This window comes from Frankia sp. CgJB1 (assembly GCF_977947065.1).
The window spans coordinates 1-4,554 of the sequence record NZ_CDWTNB010000252.1 but is presented as its reverse complement, the minus strand read 5'-3'; the positions used below and the strand labels follow the sequence as shown (position 1 = coordinate 4,554).

Below are 4,554 nucleotides of genomic sequence, written 5' to 3'. Positions count from 1 at the left end.
AACATAACCGTACCGAGGCAATCACAGGGGAACCCCAAACACAGATCAAATGATCAACTTATTTAATGACGATTCCCAGAGCACCTACGAGGAGGCTTGTTCCGCAACCTTCAGTACAGATGATCCAGATCATTCCTCGTCGCCCCCAGGTGGTCCTTGCGTGATTGTCCGGATGGTTCGGGGGCCGGTCAGATCGGGCGGTGGGGCAGGCGTCCGCTCAGCGGCACAACAGAGCGTTGCCTGGGTGTTCTAGATACCGCGGTGTTTTAGATATCGAGGTCGACGTAAAGGGCGGCATGATCGGAGGCGGCCTGTCCGGCTCGGGTGATCTTGGGGTGGATCGCCCACTGGGCGGATGGGTGTTTGTTGTCGGGGTCGCCCCACAGGCCGGTGCGGACGATCTGCCCGCCGGTCATCCGGTCGGCGAGGTCGGGGGAGAGCAGGATGTAGTCGAGTCGGTTGCGGGCGGTGCAGGACTGGAAGGTACCGGGTCGGGGACCGGTGTCGAATCCGGCCCGGCTGGCGGCGTCCACGAGTGGGCTGTCGGGGCCGAGGAGGGGTTCGAGGCTGGGGAACGCGGGCGGGGATGGCTTGTTGAGGTCACCGACGACGGCGATGTATCGGGCGCCGGCGTCGCGGAGCGCGGTGTAGATTTCCGCCACCCGGTGGGCCTGCCGGCGGCGTAGCGGGTCGGGGTTTCCGGAGGTCCAAGACTGGCTTTTCAAATGGTTCGGCAGCACCCAGACGGTGTTGCCGGCGGGGGTGTGCAGTTCGTAGGCGGGGCAGTCGCGGCTGAACAGCGGCCGGTCGGGGCGGGCCGGGTCGGGGTCGTCGACGTGGCTGACGATCGAGCCGATCGTGTGGCCGGGTTTGGCCAGCAGGCCGACGTCGATGCCGCGGGGGTCGTTGCCGTCGATGAGCATCACGTGGGCGTACAGGCCGGCGAGCAGACTGGTGTTGAACCGGACCAGCGCCGGACGGTTTTCGGTTTCGATCACGGCGAGAACGTCGGCGTTGATGTCCGTGATGACCTGGGCGGTGGAGCGGATCCCGGTCTCGTTGACGGGGCCGGTGACCAGTTCGACCCAGCCGATCCAATCCTGCCGTCCGGCTGCGTCGATCACAGCGTCCTTACCGGGGGGTTGGGTGAGGAAGTTCCCGCGGTTCTCGCGAAGCCGGGCCCACCGCGGCTGTGGATCCCGGCTGAGCTGCAGCCGACCCTCGCCGGTGCGGGTCAGGATCTCCATCGTTTCCAGGTCGGCGAGCATGTCGGTCTTGTCCTGAAAGGTATAGACCTCGTGCTGGGCGAGGGTGGTGAACCGGTCGAATGCGGCTAGGACCGGTCGGCCTTCGTCCCAGGTGGGCAGATTCATCGCCCGGACCCGTTCGAACAGGTTTTCCACGTTGAACGACGCCAGTCGCACCGGCCACCCCCACAGCACCGTCGTGTTGGCTCTGCTGCACAGCGTGGCAATCTGAGGGGCTACTGTCGACCCATCGGCAGGTGAATCTTTCGTGATCTTGATGGTCCACGCGTGGCCGTGCTTGTAGTAGTTCTCTTGATCTTGCATCGATCAAGATCATAGTATGGATGGGTAAGGCTCAAGTGGTACTGATATGACTCGGAATTGATCTTCGGAAGGGATCGGGCCTCCGGCCTGGGCCTATGCTCCCGCGATAGGACTCGAACCTATAACCTGCCGGTTAACAGCCGGCTGCTCTGCCAATTGAGCTACGCGGGATCGGGTGCCGTGCACCTGCCATGCACCTGACGTCGTCAGCCTACCTGAGGTTCGGGCGGTCTTGGACGTGGGGTAGGAATCAACCCGACGACACAACGTCAAGCGGCCGGCGGCCATCCGCCTGCACGTCCCTCGGTCTCCTGGGAGGCAACATGCGTATCAGGCCCAGCGTCATCCTGGCCCTCGGTCTCGGATACGTCCTCGGCGCCCGGGCCGGCCGGGAGCACTACGACGCCATCATGCGGCAGGTCCGTGACCTCCAGGAGCGCCCGGAGGTCCAGAGCGCGGCGGGACTCGTCTCCGCGCAGGCGGCCACCTTCTACCAGAAGGCCCGGGACCTGCTTGGCGCCCACGCCGGGCAGTCCGCGACCAGGCTGTTTACTCCCCTCGGCTCGCACAGCTCCAACGGTGTCGGATCCAACGGCGTCGGCTCGGTCGGTGCCCGCTGATCGGGGCACCCTCGCGCCGGAGACCCCGGAGGCCACCGATGAGCGGTCCCGGCGGGACATGCCGATGAGGCAGGCGAGGCCGAACGGGCCGGGACGACCGCACGCCTCCGGTCATCCCGAGACTCCGGACGGCGCACCGTCCGCCCTCGCCGGTCTTGTGGACCTGTTGGGCCGGCGCTTCGCCCTCGCCGTCTACTGGAACCTGCGCGGGACGGCCCCGCCGTTCCGCGCGCTTGTGGCGCGGCTCGAGGCGCCGCAGGCCCAGGTGACCCAACGCCTACGGGAGCTGCGCGAGGCCGGCCTCGTCGAGGTGAACGAGGCCGGCGAGTACCGGCTGACCGCGCACGGCCGTCGCCTGCAGGGAGTGCTGGAACCGCTGGCGGCCTGGGCGGACGAGTGGTCCGGGCTGAGCCCGCGCCAGCGCACGCCCCGAGGATCAGCTACCCAGGGTCACGGTGAGCCCTAAGTCCGGTGGACTCCCGCTTGATGGCAACATCCTGACACCGCGGGATGGTCACTCTCGAGAGGCATTTCGTGACAGCAAGATCACAGCTTGTCTTGAGCTCGTTTTAAGGATCTCTTAGGCCCGGTGGGGTGTGCTGGTCCTTGTCGACCGCCCGGCCGCCCGGGTGGCTGGCGAACTGGAGCAGCCTCACCCACCAGAGGTAACCCCGGCTTCTGCTGGGTCTCCCCAGCCCGGTCGCGGCCCGTCCCAGCCGCGACCCGGGCTCAGCCCTGCCCGCCGCGCGAAGCCGCCACGGACCGGCGTGCGCGCGAGGCCGTCGTGGACCGGCGTGAGGTCAGCCGCCGGTGAGCCGTTCTCGCGCTTCGGCGAGCCGCCGCAGGGTGGTCTCCCGGCCGAGCACCTCCAGCGACTCGAACAGGGGCAGTCCCACGTTCCGCCCGGTCACGGCGACCCGCACCGGTGCCTGCGCCTTGCCGAGCTTGAGACCGTGCCGCTCGCCGACCTCGGTAAGTCCGGCCTTCAGCGTCTCGGCTTCCCATTCGATCTTGTCGTAGAGGTCGTGGACGTCGGCGAGCAGTTCCGCCGCCGGCCCCTTCATCGCCTTGGCCCAGGCCGCGTCGTCGATTGGTACCTCCGGCAGGAAGAGGAAGTCGACCATCGGCACGATCTCCGACAGCACGGAGACCCTGCTCTGCGCCAGGGGGGCGAGGGCGGCGAACGCGTCCGCGCCGAACGCGGCCGGCTCCCACGGCGCGGCCGGTGCCGAGAGCCAGGGCCGGACCGCCTCGATGAACTCCTCGACGCTCAGCCGCCGGATGTACTCACCGTTGAACGCCTTGAGCTTCTTCTCGTCGAAGAACGCCGGCGACGGCTTCACGTCGGCAAGGTCGAAGGTGGACTCGATCGTCTCCCAGGGCACGATCTCGTCCTCGCCGGGCGGGGCCCAACCGAGCAGCATCAGGTAGTTCTTCATGGCGGCGGGCAGGTATCCCTCGTCCCGGTAGGACTCGAGCGCCACCTTGTCGCGCCGCTTCGACAGCTTCTGGCGTTTCTCGTTGACGATCACCGGGACGTGCGCCCACACCGGCGGCGCACCCGCGCCGAGCGCTGCCCAGAGCAGCTGCTGCTTCGGGGTGTTCGACAGGTGTTCCTCACCCCGGATGACGTGGGTGATCCCCATCTCCAGGTCGTCGACGACGTTGGCGAGCAGGAACACCGCCGACCCGTCGGCCCGCGCGACCACGAAGTCCTCGATGGTGTCGTTCGGGAACTCCGGCGTGCCGCGGATGAGGTCCTCGACGATCGTCACGCCGTCGTCCGGCGTGCGAAAGCGCAGCGCCCGGCCGGGACCCGGGGTGAGCCCGCGGTCCCGGCAGAATCCGTCGTAGCCGCGCTGCGCGTTGCCGGTACGTTCCGCCAAGGCCTCGCGCGTGCAGTCGCAGTAGTAGGCGAGACCTTCGGAGTGCAGCCGCTCGGCCGCGGCCCGGTGCCGGTCGGCGCGCGACGACTGCAGCACCGGACCCTCGTACCCGCCGGGGCTGATGCCGAGCCAGTCCAGCGCGCTGATGATGCCGTCGGTCCACTCCGGCCGGTTGCGGGACGCGTCGGTGTCCTCGATGCGCAGCACGAAGTCGCCGCCGGCGCGCCGCGCGACCAGCCAGTTGAACAGCGCCGACCGCGCCCCACCCACATGGAAGATGCCGGTGGGAGATGGCGCGAATCGAACCCGTACCCGCCCAGATCCCATGCCGCGCAGCGTACAGCGGATCTCGACGGGCGAACCGGGCGTGGGCCGATGGTGACCGGCCGCGGAATCGGTCTCCCGGGCGGCCGGCCACGCCCCCGTTCAGCCGAGGAGGTCGAGGAGGTCGAGGGGGGTGGTGGGTTGGTGGGGGGT

The 4,554-nt window shown here is 68.2% G+C and carries 4 protein-coding genes and 1 tRNA gene; 2 read left to right on the top strand and 3 right to left on the bottom strand.

The window, feature by feature from the left end:
• Positions 1-266: 266 nt before the first annotated feature.
• Together AC08OT_RS19350 and AC08OT_RS19345 are read right to left on the bottom strand one after the other, a co-directional pair.
• On the bottom strand, positions 267-1,571 hold the full coding sequence (locus AC08OT_RS19350; RefSeq protein WP_476603154.1) for an endonuclease/exonuclease/phosphatase family protein: 1,305 nt from the start codon (positions 1,569-1,571) through the stop codon (positions 267-269).
• A 98-nt stretch (positions 1,572-1,669) separates the two neighbouring features.
• Positions 1,670-1,742 (bottom strand) — tRNA-Asn (locus AC08OT_RS19345).
• 152 nt (positions 1,743-1,894) lie between these two features.
• Between AC08OT_RS19345 and AC08OT_RS19340 the strand changes: the two genes are divergently transcribed.
• Both AC08OT_RS19340 and AC08OT_RS19335 read left to right on the top strand, forming a co-directional pair.
• The gene (locus tag AC08OT_RS19340) at positions 1,895-2,191 is read left to right on the top strand and encodes a hypothetical protein (RefSeq protein WP_476594660.1); all 297 of its coding nucleotides are present in this window, start codon (positions 1,895-1,897) and stop codon (positions 2,189-2,191) included.
• Between the two features lie 58 nt (positions 2,192-2,249).
• Positions 2,250-2,657 (top strand): winged helix-turn-helix transcriptional regulator, encoded by a 408-nt coding sequence (locus tag AC08OT_RS19335; protein ID WP_476594662.1) that lies wholly within the window; start codon positions 2,250-2,252, stop codon positions 2,655-2,657.
• Between the two features lie 334 nt (positions 2,658-2,991).
• Here the strand turns inward: AC08OT_RS19335 and gltX are convergent, their stop codons facing one another.
• The gene (gene gltX / locus AC08OT_RS19330; protein ID WP_476594661.1) at positions 2,992-4,404 is read right to left on the bottom strand and encodes a glutamate--tRNA ligase; all 1,413 of its coding nucleotides are present in this window, start codon (positions 4,402-4,404) and stop codon (positions 2,992-2,994) included.
• Positions 4,405-4,554 lie beyond the last annotated feature (150 nt).

What these genes read in the sequence shown, in the direction of transcription:
- AC08OT_RS19350 (WP_476603154.1), bottom strand. Translation starts at nt 1,571, where the DNA reads ATGCAAGATCAAGAGAACTACTACAAGCACGGCCACGCGTGGACCATC.
- AC08OT_RS19340 (WP_476594660.1), top strand. Translation starts at nt 1,895, where the DNA reads ATGCGTATCAGGCCCAGCGTCATCCTGGCCCTCGGTCTCGGATACGTC.
- AC08OT_RS19335 (WP_476594662.1), top strand. Translation starts at nt 2,250, where the DNA reads ATGCCGATGAGGCAGGCGAGGCCGAACGGGCCGGGACGACCGCACGCC.
- gltX (WP_476594661.1), bottom strand. Translation starts at nt 4,404, where the DNA reads ATGGGATCTGGGCGGGTACGGGTTCGATTCGCGCCATCTCCCACCGGC.